The organism is Rossellomorea sp. H136 (assembly GCF_056838065.1).
On sequence record NZ_CM166371.1, the window covers coordinates 1556953 to 1577302 of the forward strand.

Below are 20350 nucleotides of genomic sequence, written 5' to 3' on the forward strand. Positions count from 1 at the left end.
CGTTTTAAGGCGCAACAGATTGGTACGGATTCGGAAGGAATCCCTATTGGATCTTGTGAGCCTTAGGCGTCTGTCTTTTTTCGTTTAGGTGTACCCAAGGATCATCCTTGATCACATATAAAAACCTAATTTCAGAAGGAGGAAATTGATAATGTTAATCATTCAAATGAAGAAGATGATGTCTGCTGTGGAGACAGAAGGTGGATAGTGAAAAAAGTCAACAAGAGGAGGTAATGTGGAATGTTTAGTATTTTTAAGAAATTATCGTGGTTTTTTATTGAAAATTGGAAGAGATATACAGTAGCGATCGTTCTATTGACGATTGTCGGTATCCTTGATGTGATTCCTCCAAAGCTTGTAGGGAATGCCATTGATGACATTCACCTGGGGGCGATGACGTGGGAAGTCGTAGGGAAATATCTTTGGCTGATCGCCGGAATCGCACTCATTTCGTACGCATTGACGTATGTGTGGATGTATCAATTATTTGGCGGAGCTTTTCTCGTTGAACGTAAGCTTCGTGGTAAATTTATGGGACATTTATTAAAGATGACTCCGACTTTTTTTGAAAAGAATCGTACGGGAGATTTAATGGCAAGGGCAACGAATGATCTGAAGGCCATCTCGGTTACAGCCGGTTTCGGAGTATTGACACTAATCGATTCCAGTGTCTTTATGTTAACGATCCTTTTTACAATGGGATTTCTTATCAGCTGGAAACTGACTATCGCGGCGATATTGCCGCTTCCAATCATGGCTATGTTGATGAAGGTGTACGGTGCGAGAATTCATAAGCGATTCACGGAAGCTCAGGATTCATTTGGTGACTTGAATGATAAAGTGCTGGAGTCGATTGCAGGTGTCCGTGTCATTCGTGCGTATGTACAGGAAAGAGCGGATGAGAAGCGTTTTGCTGATATGACAGAAGACGTCTATAACAAGAATATTGGTGTGGCAAAGATTGATTCCCTCTTTGAACCAACAATCAAAGTCCTTGTTGGGTTGAGCTATTTGATTGGACTTGGTTATGGAGCATACCTTGTGTTTCATCAATCAATCACATTGGGAGAGCTTGTTTCCTTTAACGTGTACCTTGGGATGCTGATTTGGCCGATGTTTGCCATTGGGGAGTTGATCAATATCATGCAGCGCGGGAATGCATCACTTGACCGGGTTCAAGAGACCCTTGATTATGTGCAGGACGTCCAGGATTCTGAGAACCCTCAATGGCTAGATTCTCCTGATCAAATAGGGTTTAAGGATGTAGACTTTCAATATCCGTCTTCACAGGTGTTGAATCTCTCCAATATCAATCTTAATATCCATCAAGGAGGCACTCTTGGAATCGTCGGGAAGACCGGAAGTGGAAAAACGACCTTTATCAAGCAGCTCCTCCGTGAATACCCTGCTGGAAAAGGGTCTTTATCCATAGGAGGGGTCCCGATCAGTGACTTGACCATCCAGCAGGTTAGGGATTGGATCGGTTACGTGCCCCAGGATCATGTCCTTTTCTCAAGGACCGTTAGAGAAAACATTCTGTTCGGCAGACATGATGCGACAGAGAAAGACCTGGAACAAGCCATTGAACTGGCTGATTTCAAAAAAGATCTTGAAATGCTTCCGGAAGGACTGACCACTCTTGTGGGAGAAAAGGGTGTGGCCCTTTCAGGTGGTCAGAAGCAGCGGATTTCGATTGCCCGGGCACTGATCAAAAATCCGGAAATCTTGATTCTGGATGACTCGCTATCGGCTGTTGATGCGAAAACAGAAGCGAAGATCATTGACAATATACGAAAAGAACGTGAAGGAAAAACAACGATTATTACGACTCATCGTCTCTCCGCCGTTCAGCATGCAGACTGGATTATCGTGTTTGAAGATGGGAAAGTGGTAGAAGAAGGGGTACATGAACGACTCCTTGAAAACGGTGGTTGGTATAAAGAACAATTCGATCGCCAACAAGTTGAAGATTCCTCACGCGAGGAGGTGGGAGCATGAACGTTGGAAGAAGACTAACCGAATATGCCCTTATTTATAAAAAAATCATCATTGCTGCCCTCTTAATGCTAAGTGTGTCAGTAGCGGCTGAACTTGCTGGCCCTTTTATTGCGAAGAAACTGATCGATGATCATATACTTGGAATCGAATCCACCTGGTTTGAAACGGTGGAGGGGAAAGAAGCTGTTTCCTATAAGGGGAAATGGTATAAACGTGATCAATATTTTTCAGAAGGGGAGACGAGAAAAAGTGGTATCCGTATCTTACAGGTCGGGAGAGAGTTTTATTTCGTTCCTTCCAGCGTCTCCTTCGACGGAGAAAGGTCGGTCAAGTCAGGTGAAATGACGATTACGAAAGGGGATAAGTCGGCAACTTATCCCGCCGAGAAGTTGACCGGAGATGAGCTGCTGCGTTTTTATAATCCTGAAATCCCGAAGATCATTCAATTGATTGCCTTCTATTTTGGGCTGCTTGTAGTCGCTGCCTTTTTCCAATACGGTCAGCGCTACTATTTACAGAAAGCTGCAAACCGGGTCATTCAGAAAATGCGTAATGATGTGTTCCAGCATATCCAGAAACTGCCGGTCCGCTATTTTGATAATTTGCCGGCAGGAAAGGTCGTAGCGAGGATCACAAACGACACCGAAGCGATCCGGGATCTGTATGTAACAGTTTTATCAACTTTTTTCTCCAGTACGATTTACATTATTGGAATATACATCGCACTCTTTATACTTGATACCAAATTAGCAGCCATTTGCTTGATCCTGATTCCGATCCTGGTTGTATGGACGTACCTGTATCGTATCTATGCGTCTAAATACAATCACATCATCAGGTCAAAAGTGAGTGATATTAATGCCATGATCAATGAGTCGATCCAGGGCATGAACATCATTCAGGCTTTCAGCAGAGAAAAGAAAACGAACGAAGAATTCGAAGAGTTGAACGAAACGCATTTCAAGTATCAAAATAAACTCTTGAGCTTGAATTCGATGACATCCCACAACCTGGTCGGGGTATTGAGAAACATCACCTTTGTCGCATTTATATGGTATTTCGGAGGCGCATCAATGGGAGTGGGATCTGTTGTCACATTGGGAGTGCTCTATGCCTTCGTTGATTACATCAACCGGTTGTTCCAGCCAGTGACAGGAATCGTCAATCAGCTCGCAAACCTTGAGCAGGCACTTGTGGCAGGGGAGCGGGTTTTTCGCCTGTTGGAAGAGACAGGAACCCGGGTTGAAGATGAGAAAATGAGCAGGTATGACGGAAATGTCAGCTTTGAACATGTATTCTTTGGATACAAGGAAAATGAATATGTTCTGAAGGACATCACCTTTACCGCAAGTAAAGGCGAAACCGTTGCGCTGGTGGGACACACGGGATCAGGGAAAAGCTCGATAATGAATCTTTTGTTCCGTTTTTACGATAGCAATGAAGGGAAGATCCTGATTGACGGAAAAGACATCGTAGATATTCCCTATCAAACGATTCGGGAGCATATGGGAATCGTCTTGCAGGATCCTTACTTATTTACGGGAACCATCGCATCCAATGTCAGTCTTGATGATCCAAGAATTTCAAGAGAAAAAGTGGAGACTGCACTTAAAGCAGTAGGTGCTGAAAAGGTGTTCAAGAACCTCGAGAATGGCTATGATGAACCGGTGATCGAGAAGGGAAGCACCCTTTCATCGGGGCAGCGTCAACTGATTTCATTTGCTCGGGCTTTGGCCTTCAATCCAGCAATCCTCATATTGGATGAGGCCACATCGAGCATTGACACAGAGACGGAAGCCGTCATTCAGGAAGCGATGGAAGTCTTGAAAAAGGGAAGAACGACCTTTATCATCGCTCATCGACTTTCTACGATTAAGAATGCCGATCAAATACTTGTATTAGAACGGGGAGAAATTGTGGAGAAGGGCAATCATGATGTTTTATTGAAGCGGAAGGGTCGCTATTATCAAATGTATCAGCTCCAGCAGGGATCACATGGAGACATGGCAGGGTAATGATGGAAGAGCATCTGACGATCGAGTCGGGTGCTTTTTCTTTTTGAATTATTTTTATCCAGAAAAAGGATTTTCCCACCCCTGACAAGAAGAGTAAGTAGATACACAGATAAGAGAAGGGAGAAAACATGAAGGCAATTCGTCAATTACTGCTGATTATCATAGGGTTCATCCTGATCAGCGTGCTGCCCGTTTTATTTTATGGTGGAGGAAACGCTGAATTATATTATTTGATGATGAATGATCAAGGGAACTCATTTGGCTTTTATCCGAAAGAGTATTTCCTAGGAATTTATCACGTATTCACACGGATCTTTCAACAGGATCAGTGGATCTTGTTTGTATTGGGGAAGGAATACCAACTTCAGGGTGTACTGGCTGAACGATATTTCTACTCAATGAAGGTATTCTTATTTTCATTGGGTTTGGCCGTTGGAATCTCATTCTTAGTAAGTCTATTCATCTCTCTTTCTTCCAAATGGATACAAAATGCGTTCTTAAGTCTCGTGAATATCCTCGAATCGCTTCCTGATGTATTCATCATCATCGGCATTCAACTAACTGTAGTGATGTATTTCCGTCATACCGGGGTATTAATAGGGGATATTGCCATGACGGATGAGGAATTATACTTGTTGCCAGTCACATGCTTAACGATCGTGCCTACCGTATTTTTAATTAAGACCATCGTTCTCCTTCTGAAAGAGGAAGACCAGAAACCGTACATAGAGCTTGCCAGGGGGAAAGGTCTCAATGCGTTTCAAGTATTAGTGACCCATGCTATCAGGAACGTAGTATACAGCTTATTCTACCGATCCAAGATCATCTTTTCTTTTATGTTATCCAATCTGTTTATTTTAGAAAGATTGTTCAATATGAGGGGGATCATGGACTTGTTGATATGGTCGAGTGGATTCACATTTGTGATCATTTCCACGGTCATTTTCCTCCCCTTCTTTCTGGTCTTTACTTTGATTGAGATGCGAATGAAGAAGAGCATCGGATTAAAGGAGGACGGGACCTATGCTTAAGGGGGTCTGGAAACAGCCGCAGTTCCTTTTTGGATTTGTATTCATTACGGGACTTCTGGTGCTTAGTATTTTGTATGAACCATTTATTGAAGAAAAAGTGGAGATGTATAGTTTCTTTAAACATAACGGCGAAACAGTAGGCCCTCCGTTCACACCGGCTGAGCTGCCGCCGTTCGGATCTGATCGATTGGGTCTTCCATTATGGTCATATGTCATTCAGGGGGCGAAGTTCACCATCGTCATTGGATTGATCATCAGCCTTCTCCAAGTCGTACTGGCTTTTTCTTTGTCAGTGCTCTTTATAAACTTCTTTCAAAAAGTGCAACGGGCATTTGAAGAGTTGGTAGAGTCCATGGTCTATATCCCAATGGCTGTCATCGCCTTCATGCTCCTGTCCCCGATCAGTTTCGTCATCGATGAGCCGGAGAAAGCATTTGTGAAAGTGATAAGTATTCAAATCTTCATCCTTACGCTGATCGGTATCCCACCATTGATTGTAGTGTTGTCTAAAGAAATCAAGAAAGTGCTACAGGAAGAGTTTGTGCTGAGTGCGAGAACGTTGGGGGCAAGAGGCATATCTTTGTATCGCAAACATGTCTTAAGAATTTTATTTCCACGCATGATCCTGCTGTTTTTTCAGAGGAATGTGGCGGTTCTGATTTTATTCGCCCATCTTGGCTTCCTTGAGGTTTTCCTTGGAGGAGCGGTAGAGAGGGAAATCATGATGGGAGTAACACGATTATTTTCTCTTTCCAATGAATGGGCTGGGAATATCGGGAAGGCCTACTTCGAACTAATGGTGGCTCCATGGATCCTGTTTGTCCCCCTCCTTGCACTATCGTTCACCGTGCTTGCCTATAATCTCATGGCAACTTCTATTCAACGGGTCCTGTTGGGAGACAAGGGGAGGGTAAAGAGAAGCAGGAAAGCGGATGAAAAACAGAAGTCATCGGTGGAGGGTGTGGAGAAAGAAAAGTTTGTGCTGGAGTCAGAGGAGACATATTAGGGTAGTAGGAAGTAAGGATAGACCCGTCATTTAAACATAAATGCAATATTCTGCTAAGAAAACAGGACTTTTGTGGGATTTTGTCGTTTTAAATCGAATTTCTCTTTATATCAATGTATAATTTAATTGATAAAAAAGTTTCATAAAGGGAGGATCCTATGATGGGATGGGTAATTGCCATTTTATTTGGGACAGCAGTCGTGCTGCTCATTTTATCGTTTATTAAAACGACACAATCCAACTCACAGCTTGAGCAACAAATAGAGCATGTTTCGATTTCAGTATTGAATGAAGTGCATGAACTGGAGAAGCAGTTACGGAATATTCAATTAGATGCTGAAATTACAGCACAACAGTCCGGAGCGGCACCAGCGGATTCGAAAGAACGTCTTATTCTGCGTGAGATGCTTGACTTACATAAAAGAGGGTACTCCATTGAAAGCATTGCATCCAAAAACCAGCTCACACCGAATGAGGTAGAGCACATGCTTGCTCCTTACACGTCAAGGAAAAGTGAAAGGAGCTTGGTAGCACAATGAGAGTGACGCCAAATTCATTGCGCAGTTTTGCTGCAGGACTCTTAATCGCAACGACGTCAATCGGTGCCGTTTATATGTTTGGGCCTTCGGAAGCTAAGAGCACAGAGAAAGTGGAAACCGTTAAAACGGAGAAGCTTTCAGAAGAAGAAATGGTGAAACAGCTGACTTCACACGGTTTTGTTATACATACAGAAGCAGAGTGGAACAAGCAGCTTTCAACCATGACCGAGAAACAGGAAGAGAAAGCGGAAGACAAGAAAGAGGAAAAAACGGGTGATAAGGTCGTTTACCGGACCATTTTGACTGTTTCTACGGGTATGACAAGTATTGATGTCGGAAATGCGCTGGAAAACGCAAACATCATCAAAAGTGGCCTCGACTTTTACAAAGAAGTTGAAAAGCGAGGTCTTGAAAATGATTTGCGCCCGGGTACTTTCGAGGTCGAGAGCGGAATGACAACAGACGAAATCATTTCGACTATATTTAAATAATGGGTAGTAGGGACAGGGGACTGTCTCTACTTTTTTTGGTCAAGTTGGGACATTTTGCCTGCGTCCCAACACTTAGTAACAAATCCCTACGCGAGATCTTATATATCGATCATCCTCCAGCTGTTGGTAGATAAAATCCCCCGTGTCAAACACGGAAATGCTTTTTCCTTCTTCAGGAAGGACATCACCCTCTGTCCGGTATTCCCCAAGGCGCTCTCCATCAGGTAAATAAGTAGGACAAACAATCGTCCAATCCATCTCTGAAGCTTTTAAGATTAAATAGGTTCTTAAATGGTCCTCGGCAGCAGCTGTGCTTCTACGTTTAGATTCAATTGACTGGAATCGATACAGACTGGACTCCTTTCGTGCTTGAAGGATCCCTGCTGTACCACAGGTAATGATTCGTTTTACACCATGATGCCTCATTGCTTTTAAGAGGAGGGGCATGCTCCTTGAGAGTACGTCATTCTTATCCGTATTTAAGCAGCTGATCACCGCATCGCAACCCTCAATGGTTTTCATTACATCTACTTCATTCAACACATCACCAGCAATATCAATGCCAGATGCTTGTCTGTCCCAATATTTTCTAACCAAGCGATTCACTTCATGTGTTGAGTTTGCTTGTTGAAAGACAACAGAACCGACTCGCCCCGTACTTCCAAATAAAGCGATTTTCATCATTTTGACCTCCCGTTTCCCATTAGAAATAGTTTATCGCAAAATCGTTATTCTTTACATGATTGAGCATATCAGAATACATACTAATAAGTGTCAAGAATGAAAAAGTCTCGAATTGAAATCTTTTTTATTGACTTATTCCTTGTATCGTTTTATGATGACATTCGTAATAGTTTTAAATCCGATAAGAATAGTGGGGGTTTTACAATGAAAAAATGGAAATTATCCATCATCATGCTAATTGCTTTGTCCATGGTATTAGCTGCGTGTGGTCAATCTAATGATAAAGAAGAATCCAGTGGTGATTCTAAAGAAGGTTCTGAAACATCACTTTACGATCAAGTGATGGAAGAAGGAGAATTACTGGTTGGAACGGAAGGTACATATCCTCCTTTCACATTCCATGACGAATCCGGAGAACTGACTGGGTTTGATGTAGAGATTGCCCGAGAAGTAGCAAAGCGCCTCGGCGTTGAAGCTAAATTCCAAGAGACTCAATGGGATGCCATGTTTGAAGGTTTGAATTCTAAGCGTTTTGACGTAATTGCAAACCAAGTGGGAATTCGTGAAGATCGCCAGGAGAAATATGATTTCTCAACACCATATATTGAATCAAGTGCAGTTGTGGTTGTATCGAAAGACAATAAGGATGTTACATCATTTGAAGATATCAAGGGACTGACTTCTGCTCAATCTCTGACAAGTAACTACCGCGACATCGCTGAAAAAAATGGTGCGGAAATCCAAGGTGTAGAGGGACTGTCACAATCCATCCAACTCCTTGAACAAGGCAGAGTGGATGTGACAGTGAACGATAAAATCTCTATCCTGGATTATTTAAAGAAACAGCCAAATGCCAATGTGAAAATTGCGGCTGAAGCTGAAGATGCCGGTCAAAGTGGTCTCATGTTCCGTAAAGGTAACGACAAGTTAGTGGAAGAAGTAAACAAAGCGTTAGAGGAAATGATGGAAGACGGTACGTACAAAGAGATTTCTGAGAAATGGTTCGGAGAAGATGTATCTCCTAAGTAGTATCTACCAGGATCCTGAAGCAATGATTGATATCTTACAAAGCTCCCTGCTTCCAATGCTAGAGGGAGCTTTGTACTATTCTATCCCTCTGACGCTGATTTCTTTTGCTTTAGGAATGATCCTGGCCGTCCTTACTGCTCTTGCCCGATTGTCCAATGTATCGATTCTAAGAGGAATTGCACGATTTTATGTATCTGCCATTAGGGGGACACCCTTACTTGTTCAATTGTTCATTATTTTCTACGGCTTACCGACACTTGGAATAAAGTTTGATCCGTTCCCGTCTGCTATCATTGCTTTCTCATTAAATAAAGGTGCCTACTCCTCTGAAATCGTCCGTGCAGCGATTCAATCGATTCCAAAAGGCCAATGGGAAGCGGGCTATTCAATTGGTATGACGTATTCACAGGCCTTAAAGAGAATCATCCTGCCGCAGGCAACGAGGGTATCCATCCCACCGCTATCGAACTCTTTCATTAGTTTGGTGAAGGATACCTCGCTTGCTTCATTAATTCTCGTAACGGAAATGTTCAGAAAAGCACAGGAAATCGCTGCCACAAACTATGAGTTCCTGCTCATGTACATGGAAGCTGCCTTGCTGTACTGGATCATTTGCTTTATTCTATCCGTTATTCAAGGACGGATCGAGACTAGACTGGACCGATATATTGCCAAGTAATATTAAAGGAGATTGAATATGATTTCCATCAAAGGATTAACCAAACGATTTGATCAATTAGAAGTATTAAAAGGAATGAATGTAGATGTCAATAAAGGAGAGGTGATCGTCCTGATCGGCCCATCGGGTTCAGGAAAGACAACCTTCCTGCGTTGTTTAAATGCACTGGAATTACCGAATGACGGAACCGTTTCAATTGGAGGGACTTCTGTTGATTTCAATAAGAAGGCTTCCAAGCAAGAGCTTATTAAACTTAGACGGAAAACAGGCATGGTATTCCAAAACTATAATCTGTTTCCCCACATGACCGCACTGGAAAACGTAATGGAAGGACCAACTGTTGTCCAAAAACGCAACAAGTCCGAAACAAAAGAGAAAGCGATCAGACTGCTTGAAAAAGTGGGACTCGGTGAAAAAGTGGACTATTATCCATTCCAGCTCTCAGGAGGACAACAGCAACGGGTCGGAATCGCAAGAGCATTAGCGATCGAACCGGAAGTGATGCTCTTCGATGAACCAACCTCAGCACTCGATCCTGAATTGGTAGGGGAGGTTCTAAAGGTAATGAAGGACCTTGCTGAAGAAGGAATGACCATGGTTGTCGTGACTCATGAAATGAGATTTGCAAAAGAAGCAGCTGATAAGGTAATCTTCATGGATGGTGGATATATCGTTGAAGAAGGCTCACCTCAAGAAGTGTTTGAACACCCTAAGAACGAACGTACGAAACAATTCCTGAATTTAATACAATAAATTGTAAAAGATGAATGAGACTCATGCTCATTCATCTTTTTTTAGGTTTATGGTCATATTATTATGTGAGTCTAATAAACTTTTCAGAAAAGGTTAGATTAACTGGATTAGTGGAAATATGGTAATAGAAGAGTCATTTAAGGGAGGAACTAGAATGGAATATCGTATAGAACGTGACACAATCGGAGAAATGAAGGTACCCAAGGAAAAATATTGGGGAGCACAGACGCAGCGAAGTAAAGAAAACTTCCAAATCGGTACAGAGAAAATGCCCATCGAGGTTACATATGCCTTCGCACAGTTAAAGAAAGCCGCCGCAGTTGTCAACCATTCACTTGGTAAGCTTTCAGATGACAAGAAGAGGGCGATTGGACAGGCATGTGATGAAATCCTGGAAGGGAAGTGGGATGCCCATTTTCCCCTTGTAGTATGGCAAACAGGAAGCGGTACACAATCCAATATGAACATAAATGAAGTCGTTTCCTTTCGTGCCAATGAAATTCTCAAAGATAAAGGATCTCATGAAAAAGTCCATCCGAATGATGATGTGAACATGTCCCAAAGCTCCAATGATACATTCCCAACAGCCATGCACATCGCAGCGTATCAAGAAATCGAATCAAAGCTGTTTCCTGTTATTCAGGAATTCACTGCGACACTAAGAGAAAAAGAAGAACAATTCAGTGACATAATCAAAATTGGCCGTACCCACCTTCAAGATGCAACACCCTTGACGCTCGGTCAGGAAATCAGCGGATGGCGTGCCATGATGGAGAGATCCTATAGTATGCTGAGAGAAAGCGTTAATCAATTAGTCAATCTGGCTATCGGAGGGACGGCTGTTGGTACGGGGATTAACGCCGACCCAGATTTCGGTGACAAAGTGGCAAGTCAATTAGAAGTTCAGACAGGCATCAAGTTTGCCTCATCTGATAATAAGTTTCATGCCTTAACGTCCCACGATGAAATCGTGTACGTACACGGAGCTGTAAAAGCACTGGCCGCAGATCTGATGAAAATAGCCAACGATGTAAGGTGGTTAGCGAGCGGTCCCCGTAGTGGGATTGGCGAGATAACGATACCAGCCAATGAACCAGGTAGTTCGATCATGCCGGGTAAAGTGAATCCGACCCAGAGTGAAGCAGTGACGATGGTAGTGACACAAGTATTTGGGAACGACGCGGCCATCGGATTTGCCGCCAGCCAAGGAAACTTCGAACTTAATGTATTTAAACCAGTCATCATCTATAACATGCTACAATCCGTACGACTACTTACAGATGGAATAAAGTCCTTTAACGATAAGTGTGTAAAAGGACTAGAAGCGAACATAGAGGTAATAGAAGACTTTGTTCAAAGGTCCCTTATGCTCGTAACGGCATTAAATCCCCATATCGGGTATGAAAAAGCTGCTGAAATAGCCAAAAAAGCTCACAACAATGGCTCTACATTAAAAGAAGCAGCCATCGAATCAGGATACCTGACAGAAGAGGAGTATGATCAGTGGATCGATCCGGCAAGCATGGTTCATAATAAATAATACGAAGAGATGGCTCCTGCTAGTGTCAGTTCTTTTTATATTAGAGAGACAGCCAAAATGAAAACCCCCGGCAATAGGACCGGGGGCTTTATCCATTCATATGAAATTGCTGATTATTTTTGGTACCCGCCACCGATTTGTTGTTCAGCCATTTGAACCAGGCGTTTAGTAATTTCTCCACCTACAGAACCGTTAGCACGAGCTGTAGCATCTGGTCCTAATTGTACGCCAAATTCAGAAGCAATTTCGTACTTCATTTGGTCGATTGCTTGTTGAGCTCCTGGAGCTACTAGTTGGTTAGATGAATTGCTGCGAGATTGTTGCTGTTGCATAATCTGTCATCTCCTTAAAATGTATAAGATTTTTATTGGTTGGGTTAGCTGGAGTTGCACCAGCCCGCTATTCCATGAGCGACCATCTTAATATGGTGTAACCCATCGAGTGGGTGAGAGAATGCTTGTTGCTGCCTTGTTACTAGGTATTATGGTTTTTTTGGGGCAATATATTCAACGTGTTGACAGGGAATTTATTCCTGTTAAATACCTATAAGTTTTCTACATAAATCACCGTGATTGTAAAAAAGATACCACTATACAATGAATTAGATTGAAAGTATGGTGACACAACAATGAAAGCTTGCGCATTATGTAATGGGATCGTTGAATACAGGGGATTATGCCCAAAGTGCGGGGACTCTACAACAGATCAGGGAAGATATTATGATTTTTATGATGAGTACAGTGCGTATATGGATATACAGCATGTGCAATTAGCCGATGGCATTCCGAATAGCAGCTGCTCTGATACTTGCCTACATCTTTTCACGTGCATTCGATGTGGGGAAGAAGAGGGGAAAAGCATAGATTTGACAGAGTTTTAAATGATGTCAAAAAAGCCGCACTCGTAAATGAGTGCGGCTTTTTAAGATTAAGAAGTAAAAGCGTTTATTTTATCGAATTCTTGACTCAGATTCTGAATCAAAGAAATGAGCTTTGTTCATATCAAAAGCAAGTTCAATTGTTTGACCGGCAGCGATATCGGTACGAGAGTCAACGCGGGCTACAAACTCTTGTCCTTCTAATTGGGAGTAAAGCATTGTTTCAGCACCTGTTAATTCAGATACTTCAATCTTCGCAGTGATTTTCGCTCCTTGTGCAGTATCTAAGAATAGTGGCTCATCATGAATATCTTCAGGACGCACTCCCAGAACGATGCTCTTGCCTACATGGCCTTGTTCGCGAAGCACTTTCATTTTCCCTTCCGGTACGGAAACTTTGGTATTTCCAATTACGAATGTACCATCTTCAAGGGAACCATGGAAGAAGTTCATAGCAGGTGATCCAATGAATCCGCCTACGAAAACATTTTCAGGCTTATCGTAAACTTCTTTAGGAGAACCAACTTGTTGGATGACTCCATCCTTCATGACAACAATACGTGTTGCCATTGTCATTGCTTCTGTTTGGTCATGAGTTACGTAAATCGTTGTAGTTTGTAATCGTTGGTGAAGCTTGGCGATCTCTGCACGCATTTGCACACGAAGCTTAGCATCAAGGTTGGATAAAGGCTCATCCATTAAGAACACTTTCGCATCACGAACGATGGCACGGCCAAGTGCTACACGCTGACGCTGCCCACCTGATAATGCTTTCGGTTTACGATCAAGCAGTGCTTCAAGACCAAGGATCTTAGCCGCTTCTTGAACACGACGGTCAATTTCTTGTTTATCGAACTTACGTAATTTAAGACCAAAGGCCATATTATCATAAACGCTCATGTGTGGGTATAGGGCATAGTTCTGGAAAACCATGGCGATATCACGGTCTTTTGGTGCCACATCGTTTACGCGCTTTCCATCTATAGAGAAATCTCCTTTAGAAATTTCTTCAAGTCCGGCAATCATACGCAGAGTCGTTGACTTCCCGCAACCTGAAGGTCCTACAAATACGATAAACTCTTTATCTTGAATATGAAGATTAAAGTCATTTACTGCCGTAACCTTACCATCGTAAATTTTGTGGATATTTTCTAATTTTAATTCAGCCATTTTACCTTCTCCTCCTTGAAATGCAATCGTTTTCATCTATAGCCCTATTGTAGAGAAAGCGGATTCAAAACGATATGGTCAACTTGCACAAAGTTCCTTATTCCTTTTTATGCAGGTTGTCAGATTGAAAGTTCAAGCATGCGAAATAGGCTAAAATTCCACCTTGAAATGTTTTAATATCAATATTGGTTTTTTCAATGAACTTATCAATTCGATACTGTACGCTATTCCGGTGCATAAACAGTTTCTTGGCAGTCTGACTGATATTTGATTGATGCTCGAGAAAAGCCTTAACAGTGTGAATCAATTCAGGATCTTCCTGAAAGGTGTCAGCCACCTTTGTGAAAATTTGTTTTTTCCATTCCTGAGGTAAATGATGTAGGGCAAATTCAGGCAGAACCGTCACCACGGATTGAATAAATGCCTGCTTCTGCACCGTTCTGGAGAATGAAAACAATTCCCGCTCATATTTAAAGGTGTGAGGGAATTGTGGAACCGCATGAAATTGTCCTATGAAATAAGAAAGACTGACGAAAAAGTCCGACTCAATCACATGGGAAATCGTCAGTAATTGCTCTTCATCCAAATTCCATTCATTTTTCTCTTCAATGAGCAACCCCATATTATCATCTTGAAATACAAGAAGCGTGTTGAGGGGTAAAAGATGTTGAAACGCCTCTTTTAATAGGAGCTGGTCTAAACTCTCCTTCATCGAGAATTGAATGATTCGGAATTCGCCGGCTGTATTTGAAGGCATTGGTCCATTCTTATATAAATAGTTGAACCATTCCATTGAGTTGGGAGAATCATTGATCGATCCGGATGGATTTATTATCTCTTTGAACAAGCAGTTCAATAACTCCATTTCCTCTTGAGTGATTTCACTTCTATCAATGCCTATGTATTCATCTTCTGTTTCATTTGTAAACCAAATCTTTGTAGCTTCAAGATTGGTTGGATAATGGTTTTGGATTAAGGAATCAGGAAATTTTTTACGTAAAGATGTAAACATGTCATCCCTCTTTGTTCATTATTATAGTAAAAAAGGTTATAATGTCTATTGTACTGAAATAGTTGGATTAATCAAAGTGTGCATTATTGCAAAGAATCGCTAATTTTAATACTATTGAAGAATGAATAAATCATTATGAGGTGTCCTAAATGGAATATACTAAAGAAGTTACGAATCGAATGAAACGTCTTGAAGGTCAAGTGCGCGGCGTGTTGAAAATGATGGAAGAGGAAAAACACTGTAAGGATGTTGTGACTCAATTATCTGCCGTTCGTACCGCAGTTGATCGTACATTGGGTCTCATTGTGGCGAAAAACCTGGAAGCCTGCATACGTGAATCGGAAGAAGAGGGAATCAATGCAGAAGATGCTATTCAAGAAGCCGTCAATATGCTTGTCAGAAGTCGATAAATACTAAAAGCTGCCTTAGGGAGAAACTCCTTGATTGGCAGCTTTTTTGTTTGGTTTCCAGCTCCAGCGCCTAGCCCCTCGAGGTCATAAGTCAGTCTTGCTAAAAAGGCAAAAATCGCCTTTCCAGCAAGCCCGCCTTATGCTTGTCGGGGCTGAACAAGGCGCTTCCGCTTTTCTATTTGTCCAGCTCCGGTGGCTAGAGGCTCGAGGTCATAAGCCAAGAATGCCAAAAAGGCAAAGGACGCCTTTCCGGCATTCTCGTCTTATGCTTGTCGCCTCTGGGCAAGCCCCCTCCGCTTTTCTATTGTCCAGCTCCAGCGCCTAGCCCCTCGAGGTCATAAGTCAGTCTTGCTAAAAAGGCAAAAATCGCCTTTCCAGCAAGCCTGCCTTATGCTTGTCGGGGCTGAACAAGGCGCTTCCGCTTTTCTATTTCGGCGGGGCTTCATGTTCCGTGATTTCGATTGCTTCTTCGATGTTGGTTGTGTTTTCCCTCATGTGGACAGAACCTCCGGACATGCCTTCGTTAATAAAACGGTCCACATCGAGAAATGCTTTTTCTTTTCCTTCGTAATTGGTATCCGGAAGGAATTGATCATCTTTTTTCATGCTCATCAGCCTCCTAACTTTAGTTTTGGAAAGGAAGCTGAAGTTATGCATGAAGGCTCATTAATTTCTCTTTTTCAGGTGAATTATGTACGTTCTATCAATCATAAACGTGGAATAGCATCAGTTCATGAAGCTGCTTCTTAAGGGTGTCTTCCTTATCAGCCGGTGGAGTAGCTCCGGTCCATTCAATATTACCGTCTTTATGGTAATTCCCTTGATATTTTGTTCCGCTGAAGTAAAAGGAAAACGTCCAGCCGGGAAGCTGTTTATTTTCGAACATGCTTTTATATTGAAAATGTTGAATCATTTTACATCACCTCCACTATTATTGTAAACGTTTTAATACATGCTGTGTAGGTATGTATTAAATGTATCATAAATGGAATTCTCCTCTAATAGAATTTACTGAAGAGATAGGGGGGATGAAGAATGAATTCGTTTATTCGTGATTTGCAAAAGGCGATCAGTGATGAATGGACAGCCTATTATTTCTATAAAGAATTAAAAGGGCGGACGAATAATCCATTATATGTAGAGTTTATCGAACATGCCCGGAAGGATGAAAAAGTACATTATGAAATGTTCCAATACCTCCACTATTTATTAACGGGAGAGTATTACGAGCATAAGAAAGAGAAGGTAGGGTTTACTACTTTTAAAGAAGGAGTCCTGAGGGCATTGAAGGATGAGCTTGAAGCTGCAGAATTTTACAGGGACATGCTGATGGAGATCCCGAATCAACAAGCCTATAAGCCCCTTTTTATTGCCATGACTGATGAAATGGAACATGCTACGAGATTTTCTACTATCTATAATTCATTACGGTAAGAATGAAAAAGGTTGAACCACCTGGATTCAACCTTCGCTATTTTTAGCACTGAGTGTGAAGAATGTGCGGACAAGCTGTTTTCGGCGTTTGTTTTCAATTTCCTCTTCATCAAAGCTCATGGGCTTTGAATTGATTTCAAATAATACAAATCCCCCATGTTCCCGGGGAGCTAGGTCTATGGAGAACTCTCCAACATACCCAAAGGATTTAGCAAGCACTTCCCCACATGTTTGAACGATCCGCGAGATTTCCTTTTTGGTATGAGCGTCTGCGACTTCTTTAAGTGAAATAATCTTCCCACCGGTAGGTACATGAGTGGTGACTTCCTGTCGCTGTGACATGCGGACACCAATGCCTATTAAACGAAAATCTTCTCCCGTGTGTAGGACTAATATTCGGAAGTCATAACGATGATCATGCAATGTTTTACAGGCAACGGCTTCCTGCATGATCCACTGGTGACTATTAAACCATTCGCTGTATGATTGAAACAAGCGGGATATGTTTAAGAACCTCTCCATTTTTTTAATGCTTTTGCAGAGAATACGTCCATTGTCATCAATCTCGATGAGTCTAATTCCCTTTCCTTGCGAAGCGAGAGAGTGTTTCACATATACTTTTTTATGTGTCGTAAGAAAGTTGGTAAAGGACTCTTCATTTGTGACAAGTTCAGTTTGAGGCAGGTAGGGATCGAGTTCACGACTTTTGGACAGAAGCTCGTATATTTTCCATTTGTTAAAGAAATGGGGGTTGAAAAAAGGAATTTTATGTTCCTTGATAAAATGGAGCAGCTTCTCATAGGCCTGATTTTGCTCAGCATTCCTCGAGGGAACGCGATTGTATATGACGTTTGGAACAGGAAATAGGCATTTCACCCATTTGTTTAATAGCTGATTGTACATGATTCCGGAAATGGAATCACCGAAAATATCTTGAGGAGAGAAGACAAAACAGATTCCCCCTGCCTGTTCAACGTCCAGTTGAATCGATCGAAACAATTCAAAATTCCCCTTGTATTTATTCCTTTCCTCCTTACTTGCTACGATTCCGATCAGGGGGATCGCCGGAATATTTTTCTGATGGGGTGAAATGGTGAATTGATAGCAATCTTTTGAATCCTTAGAAGAAAGCAGAAATGAATTCTTCGCAAACCCATATGTTGTTATAGATTCTTCCACATGAAAAAAGGTTTTCTTACCCCGATCATAAAGGATGTTCATGGGAGCATTTCCTCAGGATGATTCAAGCTTTGCTGAGTGAGAAAGATCCCAAATGATAAGGCAAGTTTTCTTGTTAATAAATCAAAGCTCTTCAAATGTGGGTGGGAAAAAATAGACCTTCCCGGCTTAGAGTTTGCTTCAAACATCCAAATTCGATGATTTTTGTCCACTCCGAAGTCAAAGCCGATTTCTCCAATATATCCTTCCAGATTTCGTTCGATGGCATGTGAGAGTGTTAACGCTGCGTCCTTTAGTGCACCTGCAATAACTTCTCGGGCTGCTTCGTCTGGAAACAACTCCGATAAAATTTTCACTTCCCCACCGTTATTCGCATGGGTGGTCACACTTCCTGACCCTGCCACTTTTCCAGCTATTGCACTTACTTGCCAGGCTCCATCCTCACCTTTATTCGTATGAACCCGGAAGTCGATCGGCCGGTTATTTTCCTGCAACAGGGAAATTCCCTGCTGGACGATAAAAGTGTCAAGATTTCGATTCTTAAAGACCGTATTGACAAGTTGCTCCAAGGACTTAAATTTCAGTAAGCGATTTTTAAGATCTGCATCCCTGAACCTGCAATAATATTCTTCAGAAGAGCGATTATACGTAATCTTGTGGATGCCGTTGCCGAGACTGCCATTTTTCGGTTTAAGATAAATATGATGATAGGAGGAAAGCATTCTTTCCATCTCATCAAATGATTGAAATGAATGTGTTTCCGGCAGCAGATGCTGGACTGAAGAATCGTTTTCCAGTCGTTCAAACAAATCAAGCTTATTAAAAAAACCTGGATTGTACCAGGGAATACCGTATTCCCTCTGTAGTCTTTCTTTGATGTTCTGGTACGTTTTTCGCTTTTCACTGCGGCGGTTCGGTAGCCTGTCATAGATAACATTTGGAAAAGGAACTTCCTCGATTTCCCAACCTTCTCCAAAGTGAAAATATCCCTTTATCAGTCCATTCTCCCAATTAATATGACGCTCTCCAAACACAAAGGGAATGACTCCGAGGGATGATTGAACAGATAAGAGCTTTTTGAAGAAATAGGAGCGCTCACCAATCGGGCTTAAGCTAAAGCTTGTGAAACCTGAGGTGAATATGCCAATGAGCACCCCTGCATATAAACAATCCTCTTTACAAAAGAGAGAAAGGGACTTTACTTTAGAAGGAAGATGTAGCTTCCCGGCTAAACCAGAGCTAATGCCAATCACGTTACGTCCATTCGGATGACGCTTACATTCCGCGTATTGCCGTGCAGTTCCAAGGATCACTGTATGAGGGAACGTTTCTTCCTCCAGCTTGAAGCCAGAGGGGAGGTAGAGAAGGCTTTCTTCATCTTGGAATAGTTCTATTTTGTACGTTTTAAGCATTAGAAATCACCTCGTCTTAAGAAAGTTAGTGATTGTGATGCCAAGAACTCACAATAATCTAATGGAGCTTTGTATAAGGATGGCAGTTTCTCTTGTCCTAATGCATCTACTACCTTATGTCCTGGCTTGGAGTTCATATCCAGAATCCACAGTGATTGATCCTCTGCAATAATAATATCAACTCCAATTTCAAACAGGGATGAAAAATGTTCTTCAAGTATTAAAGGCATTTCTTCCACAAGGTCAGTGAGTTCTTCTTCAATATAGTCCCAAGAAGCATTATGAAGGGTCTTCCAATCACTGTATGATTTGTATGAAGCCCCTCGACTGATATTGGTCAGAATTGCCTGCTGTTCCCCTACGCGGATCGCCCGCTGAAATTCTCTCCATTCTCCATAAGCGTTTTTATTCAAAAGAATGCGCAGATCAAAAGGAGCATCCTCTTTCGTCAGATTGAGAATCCGCTTTTGACAAATGAAAGTATGCTGCAGAAGGATTCGATTAACCCACTTGATAAAGATCTCTTTCTTTTGGAAGGATTGTTCCTTGATCCCTTCCTTTTTAGTTGTTCGAACGACTATGCCCCCCTGGCTTTCCACAAGATGATAAATGGCAAATCCATGGGCTCCATCGACTGGTTTGATGATTATATCTTTATGCTCAGTAAGTAGATTAAATAAATGATTTCCATCGGTCACAAGATATGTTTCGGGAATATAAGGGGAGATTGGCGTCTTTTTAAGTTTTTCGTAAAGATGCCATTTGTTTGGTAATCCATAGCCGAGAAATCGAATGTGTCTCTGGTTCTTTAACCACTGAACGACGGCCTTTGCCTGCTGGGACTGTATATCCTTTTGGTAATACGTACGGTCGTAGATATATTCTGGAATTTCAAATGCTTCATTTTCCCATGATTGTGACTCTCTATTGAAATAAAATCCATCCACCGTTTCGTTTAAAGGAGAGATTCCTTTGGGGGAGAACAGATAAAGATCAATAGGATAAGAGAGGGATTGTTTCGCTATTCTAAGAAAGTAGCTGTTCGTTACTTGCGGAGTAAGGGTCATAATGCCCAATGATTGGTTCATCGT

At 41.9% G+C, this 20350-nt stretch carries 21 protein-coding genes; 12 read left to right on the forward strand and 9 right to left on the reverse strand.

Translation table 11 applies throughout. The annotated features are described in order from the left end of the window. Positions 1 to 240: 240 nt before the first annotated feature. The 6 genes from ACYH0O_RS07855 (at position 241) to ACYH0O_RS07880 (ending at position 7080) form a co-directional block, all read left to right on the forward strand. Entirely contained in the window at positions 241 to 1998 is a 1758-nt protein-coding gene (locus ACYH0O_RS07855; RefSeq protein ID WP_482631862.1) for an ABC transporter ATP-binding protein, read from the forward strand. Beyond that, a complete protein-coding gene (locus ACYH0O_RS07860; protein WP_482631863.1) occupies positions 1995 to 4013 on the forward strand; it encodes an ABC transporter ATP-binding protein in 2019 nt (672 codons plus the stop codon). Before ACYH0O_RS07855 ends, ACYH0O_RS07860 begins: the two co-directional genes overlap by 4 nt. A 128-nt stretch (positions 4014 to 4141) precedes the next feature. Next, positions 4142 to 5044 carry an ABC transporter permease subunit gene (locus ACYH0O_RS07865; protein ID WP_482631864.1) on the forward strand — a complete coding sequence of 301 codons (903 nt, stop codon included), beginning with the start codon at positions 4142 to 4144 and terminating at the stop codon, positions 5042 to 5044. Then, positions 5037 to 6050, forward strand: coding sequence for an ABC transporter permease subunit (locus tag ACYH0O_RS07870; protein ID WP_482631865.1), 1014 nt, complete (start codon positions 5037 to 5039; stop codon positions 6048 to 6050). Before ACYH0O_RS07865 ends, ACYH0O_RS07870 begins: the two co-directional genes overlap by 8 nt. A 158-nt stretch (positions 6051 to 6208) precedes the next feature. Continuing rightward, positions 6209 to 6589 carry a hypothetical protein gene (locus tag ACYH0O_RS07875; RefSeq protein WP_482631866.1) on the forward strand — a complete coding sequence of 127 codons (381 nt, stop codon included), beginning with the start codon at positions 6209 to 6211 and terminating at the stop codon, positions 6587 to 6589. Continuing rightward, positions 6586 to 7080 (forward strand): hypothetical protein, encoded by a 495-nt coding sequence (locus tag ACYH0O_RS07880; RefSeq protein ID WP_482631867.1) that lies wholly within the window; start codon positions 6586 to 6588, stop codon positions 7078 to 7080. Before ACYH0O_RS07875 ends, ACYH0O_RS07880 begins: the two co-directional genes overlap by 4 nt. 72 nt (positions 7081 to 7152) lie before the next feature. Here the strand turns inward: ACYH0O_RS07880 and ACYH0O_RS07885 are convergent, their stop codons facing one another. Continuing rightward, positions 7153 to 7764 carry an NAD(P)-dependent oxidoreductase gene (locus ACYH0O_RS07885; RefSeq protein ID WP_482631868.1) on the reverse strand — a complete coding sequence of 204 codons (612 nt, stop codon included), beginning with the start codon at positions 7762 to 7764 and terminating at the stop codon, positions 7153 to 7155. Positions 7765 to 7968: 204 nt separating this feature from the next. Between ACYH0O_RS07885 and ACYH0O_RS07890 the strand changes: the two genes are divergently transcribed. From ACYH0O_RS07890 to fumC, 4 genes are all read left to right on the forward strand, one after another. Beyond that, positions 7969 to 8793: an amino acid ABC transporter substrate-binding protein gene (locus ACYH0O_RS07890; protein WP_482631869.1), complete on the forward strand. Its 825-nt coding sequence runs from the start codon at positions 7969 to 7971 to the stop codon at positions 8791 to 8793. Beyond that, positions 8777 to 9472 (forward strand): amino acid ABC transporter permease, encoded by a 696-nt coding sequence (locus ACYH0O_RS07895; protein ID WP_482631870.1) that lies wholly within the window; start codon positions 8777 to 8779, stop codon positions 9470 to 9472. Before ACYH0O_RS07890 ends, ACYH0O_RS07895 begins: the two co-directional genes overlap by 17 nt. Before the next feature lie 18 nt (positions 9473 to 9490). Continuing rightward, positions 9491 to 10225: an amino acid ABC transporter ATP-binding protein gene (locus tag ACYH0O_RS07900; RefSeq protein WP_482631871.1), complete on the forward strand. Its 735-nt coding sequence runs from the start codon at positions 9491 to 9493 to the stop codon at positions 10223 to 10225. Positions 10226 to 10379: 154 nt separating this feature from the next. Beyond that, a complete protein-coding gene (gene fumC, locus ACYH0O_RS07905) occupies positions 10380 to 11765 on the forward strand; it encodes a class II fumarate hydratase (RefSeq protein WP_482631872.1) in 1386 nt (461 codons plus the stop codon). Between the two features lie 113 nt (positions 11766 to 11878). Here fumC and ACYH0O_RS07910 read toward each other — a convergent pair whose 3' ends face one another. From ACYH0O_RS07910 to ACYH0O_RS07920, 3 genes are all read right to left on the reverse strand, one after another. After that, entirely contained in the window at positions 11879 to 12097 is a 219-nt protein-coding gene (locus ACYH0O_RS07910; protein ID WP_034763234.1) for an alpha/beta-type small acid-soluble spore protein, read from the reverse strand. 617 nt (positions 12098 to 12714) lie between these two features. Further along, positions 12715 to 13812 (reverse strand): ABC transporter ATP-binding protein, encoded by a 1098-nt coding sequence (locus tag ACYH0O_RS07915; protein WP_149155379.1) that lies wholly within the window; start codon positions 13810 to 13812, stop codon positions 12715 to 12717. Between the two features lie 97 nt (positions 13813 to 13909). Continuing rightward, complete coding sequence (locus tag ACYH0O_RS07920; protein ID WP_482631873.1) at positions 13910 to 14824, reverse strand: PucR family transcriptional regulator; 915 nt, start codon at positions 14822 to 14824, stop codon at positions 13910 to 13912. Positions 14825 to 14973: 149 nt separating this feature from the next. Between ACYH0O_RS07920 and ACYH0O_RS07925 the strand changes: the two genes are divergently transcribed. Continuing rightward, the gene (locus ACYH0O_RS07925) at positions 14974 to 15234 is read left to right on the forward strand and encodes a metal-sensitive transcriptional regulator (protein ID WP_148968325.1); all 261 of its coding nucleotides are present in this window, start codon (positions 14974 to 14976) and stop codon (positions 15232 to 15234) included. Between the two features lie 426 nt (positions 15235 to 15660). Here ACYH0O_RS07925 and ACYH0O_RS07930 read toward each other — a convergent pair whose 3' ends face one another. Further along, entirely contained in the window at positions 15661 to 15840 is a 180-nt protein-coding gene (locus tag ACYH0O_RS07930) for a hypothetical protein (RefSeq protein WP_149155070.1), read from the reverse strand. A 97-nt stretch (positions 15841 to 15937) separates the two neighbouring features. Continuing rightward, on the reverse strand, positions 15938 to 16147 hold the full coding sequence (locus ACYH0O_RS07935; protein ID WP_149155071.1) for a YheE family protein: 210 nt from the start codon (positions 16145 to 16147) through the stop codon (positions 15938 to 15940). A gap of 122 nt (positions 16148 to 16269) precedes the next feature. On the opposite strand from ACYH0O_RS07935, the gene ACYH0O_RS07940 reads away from it, so the two are divergent. Next, positions 16270 to 16668 (forward strand): ferritin-like domain-containing protein, encoded by a 399-nt coding sequence (locus ACYH0O_RS07940; protein ID WP_482631874.1) that lies wholly within the window; start codon positions 16270 to 16272, stop codon positions 16666 to 16668. A 27-nt stretch (positions 16669 to 16695) separates the two neighbouring features. Here ACYH0O_RS07940 and ACYH0O_RS07945 read toward each other — a convergent pair whose 3' ends face one another. The 3 genes from ACYH0O_RS07945 to ACYH0O_RS07955 are packed head-to-tail and all read right to left on the reverse strand — an operon-like array spanning position 16696 to position 20347. Then, the gene (locus ACYH0O_RS07945; protein ID WP_482631875.1) at positions 16696 to 17889 is read right to left on the reverse strand and encodes a YheC/YheD family endospore coat-associated protein; all 1194 of its coding nucleotides are present in this window, start codon (positions 17887 to 17889) and stop codon (positions 16696 to 16698) included. After that, positions 17886 to 19259: a YheC/YheD family endospore coat-associated protein gene (locus tag ACYH0O_RS07950; RefSeq protein WP_482631876.1), complete on the reverse strand. Its 1374-nt coding sequence runs from the start codon at positions 19257 to 19259 to the stop codon at positions 17886 to 17888. The genes ACYH0O_RS07945 and ACYH0O_RS07950 overlap by 4 nt, the downstream gene beginning before the upstream one ends. Then, complete coding sequence (locus ACYH0O_RS07955) at positions 19259 to 20347, reverse strand: YheC/YheD family endospore coat-associated protein (RefSeq protein WP_482631877.1); 1089 nt, start codon at positions 20345 to 20347, stop codon at positions 19259 to 19261. The genes ACYH0O_RS07950 and ACYH0O_RS07955 overlap by 1 nt, the downstream gene beginning before the upstream one ends. Between the last annotated feature and the right edge of the window lie 3 nt (positions 20348 to 20350).